Genomic DNA, 4,488 nt, shown 5'->3' with positions numbered 1-4,488 from the left:
AGTCCACTTCCCTGCCCAATGAGGCAACCCGATAAACGCTCAACAAGCGCCCTCTCTTTCCAACCAAAGCGCAGAACAATGGCAAATTGCCGAGGCAACTGCCAAACCGACATGTTACTTGGCAAATACGCTAAAAACGCTCTAAAGCCAGCGGAACCTAAAACCAACCGACCCGATTTGCAAATGAAGCAACCCACGAATATTGGCATGTTTTACGGGCTGAGAAATTCAAGGATTTAGGCCGACAATGTAGATTTGCTGAAGAAACTCGAACGAATGGCCAAAGAGACAAAGAACATAGATCGAAGAAGCTTTAAGCCACTGAAATACAAGTAAACATAACGCCCGCTTAAGTGGTGAGCAACGATACCACAACACTCAACCATTACACCGTAAACACAAAAGCCAAATCAAACCAAAACCGCAGAGCGTTGCGAATCCGCCTTAAAGCGTTTGTTATATTTTTCTTACAGCGAAGTGCTCAGCTTTTTTATAGCTAGACTGTAATTTATTTGGCAGTAGATTAAGGATTGAATCTTTCAAAAAGTCTTTACCAACGTCTACTCCTTGCTGATCACTGAATGCCCACGCAGAAGAAGCCTCACTGCTAGCAGCATAGCGAATTAGTTTTTCGATAAAAGAGCGAACCGAAGAAAAGGCTTTATCATTTTTCATCTTTTCTAAATTACAAATAACCGCTGAGTTTATCGATAACTCATCCTCATTTTGTGAAGGAGAGACATCTAGTATTAAAAGCTCGTTTTCACCACTATATTGCCAGTTTGTTCGTGCCTCAAATTCTTCAACAAGATTTACAAATGCGTAATCACTATAGCTCCATTCAGCTCCATCAATAGCAGTTACAACTTGAAGGTCTGGGTACTTATCCGCATTCCAGTAAGCACCGTATCCGCAACAAAAAATATTTATATGATCTTTTGAACGATGATGGAAATAGTTCAGATTATCCAAAACCTCTTGCTTACAGAATAGCGTTTTGGGATTAGAAAAAAGCACACCAACTAAACTATGTTTCTTTATCTTCGAATTGATCTTTGCCATGGCGGCTTCTGAGACTGGATCGACTGAATCAAAACGCACCGCCCTAGCTAGTGTTTGTTCGTGTGTCTGTCTAACTTTTTTAACTATATTTGAATAACTAATTGCATCGATCAACGAAAATCCTCCTGAAAATATAACGCAGCGTTAAGTGGTGAACAACGCTAACCACCAAACCTAAACCATTGTACCTTAAACACTAAGTTCAACTTGAACTCAGATCGCCAAGCGTTGTGAATCCGCCTTAAACGCCTTGTTATAAAACAATTGGTCCCTTCATCTGAAAGCAGTCTGCATATGTTTCAAATGATTTATATACTTCTTGAGTCAAATTCGTTTGACCAGTGAGAATAGAACCAAAAACCGCCACTAACCCGTTAACACCATTTGATGCCTTCAAAACCTGTTCTATCATAGCAATTGGATACCCTTTGCTATGTCTATCAACAGCATGTAAGCCTCCATGAACGTATGAGCTTAGCGGTTTCCAAGAATACTCTTTAAACTCGAGAATAGGATCTACTGCATTTTTGGGAGCCTTCTTCTCCAACTGGCTAATCATTTCACTCAACATCGGCAAATTGTTGGCTCTTCTCTGATTTTCTTCATTTAACTCTGCAGTTAGCTTGCTTACTGCTATATCACTTGCAGCATACAGTACCCACATTCCCCGAACTAGACTCTCGAACTGAAGCCTCAAGAGCCCAAGAGCAGACGTAAAGTTTCTTGTCGCTAGCAGAATCTTTAAACTTTCAGCGTGCTCTAGTGATACGCTGCACATTATTCTGCTTACTCGAATCCTATCAGAACCATCATACAGCGGTTGCCTTAGTATATAGTCAACATAGTTCTCATATTCAGCTGACCTTGCGAGTAATTTATCGATGGTCTACTCCTTGTTTTATAACGCCCAATTAAGTTGTGAGCAACGCTACCACATGACCTAAACGCTTCGCCGTAATCACCACACTAGTTGAAACCGAAAGCGCCAAGCGTTGCGAATCAACTTGAATTGCTTGTTAGCATGATTTTTTAAGGCGATCATGAAAGTGACTTAAATGCGCCCTAGCAATGGTGATGTCATTTAAGATACTTTGCAATTTTTCAGAATCAAATTGCTTATAGGTTTTAGAAAGACCTTTGTTGTTTGACTTCAATGATACTGGGGTACCCTTACTTGGGCTGGAGTGCAACCAACTACCATGGGTAACACCATTTCTCTGGCTTGCTGCGTTATTTAATTTGTTATCTAGATCTTTGAGAACATCTTGGAAGTCTAAGCCTCTACTACGACACTCAATGTGGTAAAGCTGAAGAAGTTTCAAAGCTTTTTTCTTGAACATCAGGTCACCGATAAATGCATACACTTTTTCAGCGTCATCATCAGAAAACAGATCACAGATATAGTATGAAATTTCATCTTCTAGCGCATTGAACTCGATGATGACACGTGACAAGTTAATCCCTACGCTGTCTAGATATTTAGTGAGTTCATCGCTTGAACTGTATGACTCTGGAGCCCCAAAAATTGGGCTTTGTTTTATTCTGTAATCACTCATTTTAGCTCCATCATGCTAACGCCCAATTAAGTAGCCCGAAACGCCCTGGCTGACTTTCCGCATAACACCGTAAACACGAATTTCAACGCAAACCAAAAGTGCTAAGCGTTGAGGGTCTGCTTGAATTGTTTGTTATGCGAATTCAAGCGCATAAGCCAAGTTAGGTAGATGAAGATTACCTCAGACAAAGAAAACCTCAAACAAACCAAACACTTTTTGTGAGTCACTGAACAACCGAAGTCACGATGTTACAGACCAACTTCCAACAAGTGACTAATGGTGAATTTCAGCTAGTGACTCCGCTTTTGCTTCGGGAAACTCAACGCTGAGAATAAACAGCGAAGATGAACTATCGATAAGCTTGCCCTTTCCACACTTTACGCCCGCGAAACTCACCACCAACTGGCTTCGAAAACCAATGAGGCAACCCACGAACTTTGGCATGTTTTACTGCCTGAGTGATTCAATAACTTGGGCCGACAATACTGACTTGCCGACACCGAAAAACAGATGGCCAAAGAGGGCGAGAAAGAGAGATATAACAGATTTTTTGCTTAGTCGCATAACGCTGCGTTAAGGTGTGACAAGCGCTTGCCATACTTGAGCGAAGCGAAACCGGCAAGCGTTTGGAATCACTCTTAAACGCTTTGTTAGCTGCCAGTCTCAGGTGATAAAGTTAGTAATGGTAACGACATGAAATTATCGTAATTGCCTGATTATCAACCGCATAAACCAACCTATTTGTGTCATCAATTCGTCGTGACCAAAAACCTGATAAGTTTTCTTTTAATGGCTCGGGTTTACCAATACCTTCAAATGGTGAACGCTTTACATCGTTGATGAGCTTATTGATACGTTTAAGCGTCTTTTTATCTTGGGTTTGCCAATACAAATAATCACCCCAAGCTTCATCAGTCCAGGATAATAAACGCTGACTACTACTCATCTATCAGCTCTCGCGCCGTTGTTTGGCCTGCTCGATACTGTGCGATTGAACGATTCAAGTGCTCCGCATTTTCAGGTGAACGAAGTAAGTGAACAGTTTCCATTAGACTATTGTAATAGTCCAAGGACATCACAACTGCATCTTCTGAGTCTCTGCGCGTAATTACCGTTGTATCAGCATCATTAACCACACCGTCTAATACTGCTTTTAAACCATTTCTAGCTTCTGTAAAAGATACGATTCTCATATAACCTCCACATGTACGTGTTATGGAACAAGTATAACCATTGCAATTATACTTGTACAGCAAGTTGGACATGATGTGTGATAACTTTTTATGGCAGCTAACGCCAAATTAAGGTGTGAACAACGCTTACACCTTACCTAAAGCATTGTGCCATAAACACTAAACTGACTTGAAGTGACGGCGCCAAGCGTTGTGAATCACTCTTAAATTTATTGTTATGTTCATAGCTAAACTAAACGAACTAGCGAACCATAGCCACTAACTAAGCCTCCAAGCACTAGGAGTGATATGCCCATATATTCATCTTTGACTGCCTTGATAACAGGGTTAACTTTACTAGCATCTTCCATCTGACCAATTGAATTAAAGCCACCCATTTTCTTATGATATTTATGAAAAGCAGCGTAAGGATTTGAAGCATCGCTGATGAAATTATGCTTAAGCGTCAAAAGTAATCCGATAATTGAAACTACTGAACCTGACCCTGAAAAAATTGCCGCATTGCCAAACATACAAGCATAAAAATAGGAGTAGTACAGTACTGTGATTGAAGCCGCCAGAGATACTTCTTTCTGCATCAACGTTTTGACCCAACTTTTGTTCAGATAAAACGTCGGCCACTTATCCATTTTAACTTGTTCTTCGCTTTCCAATTTGCCTCCTGAACATAACGCCGC

7 protein-coding genes are annotated in these 4,488 nt (G+C 40.7%); all 7 read right to left on the bottom strand.

Features of this window, described 5'->3' with window-relative positions:
- Positions 1-456 precede the first annotated feature (456 nt).
- A complete protein-coding gene (locus BS19_RS19500) occupies positions 457-1,176 on the bottom strand; it encodes a hypothetical protein (RefSeq protein ID WP_038177617.1) in 720 nt (239 codons plus the stop codon).
- 139 nt (positions 1,177-1,315) lie between these two features.
- On the bottom strand, positions 1,316-1,840 hold the full coding sequence (locus BS19_RS19495) for a DUF6988 family protein (protein ID WP_038177616.1): 525 nt from the start codon (positions 1,838-1,840) through the stop codon (positions 1,316-1,318).
- 238 nt (positions 1,841-2,078) lie between these two features.
- Positions 2,079-2,618, bottom strand: coding sequence for a hypothetical protein (locus tag BS19_RS19490; protein WP_038177615.1), 540 nt, complete (start codon positions 2,616-2,618; stop codon positions 2,079-2,081).
- A 273-nt stretch (positions 2,619-2,891) separates the two neighbouring features.
- On the bottom strand, positions 2,892-3,062 hold the full coding sequence (locus BS19_RS20330; protein WP_157631222.1) for a hypothetical protein: 171 nt from the start codon (positions 3,060-3,062) through the stop codon (positions 2,892-2,894).
- A 232-nt stretch (positions 3,063-3,294) separates the two neighbouring features.
- On the bottom strand, positions 3,295-3,564 hold the full coding sequence (locus BS19_RS19485) for a Txe/YoeB family addiction module toxin (protein ID WP_038177614.1): 270 nt from the start codon (positions 3,562-3,564) through the stop codon (positions 3,295-3,297).
- Positions 3,557-3,811, bottom strand: a complete 255-nt coding sequence (locus tag BS19_RS19480; RefSeq protein ID WP_038177612.1) for a type II toxin-antitoxin system Phd/YefM family antitoxin — start codon at positions 3,809-3,811, stop codon at positions 3,557-3,559. Before BS19_RS19480 ends, BS19_RS19485 begins: the two co-directional genes overlap by 8 nt.
- Positions 3,812-4,038: 227 nt before the next feature.
- Positions 4,039-4,488, bottom strand: a 450-nt coding sequence (locus tag BS19_RS19475) for a hypothetical protein (protein WP_051686589.1), incomplete at its 5' end; no start/stop codon positions are given.

This window comes from Vibrio pacinii DSM 19139, assembly GCF_000711795.1.
In the GTDB taxonomy this organism is placed as follows: domain Bacteria; phylum Pseudomonadota; class Gammaproteobacteria; order Enterobacterales; family Vibrionaceae; genus Vibrio; species Vibrio pacinii.
Note: the sequence above shows the minus strand (reverse complement) of the source record. Positions and strands in the feature narration are given on the sequence as shown.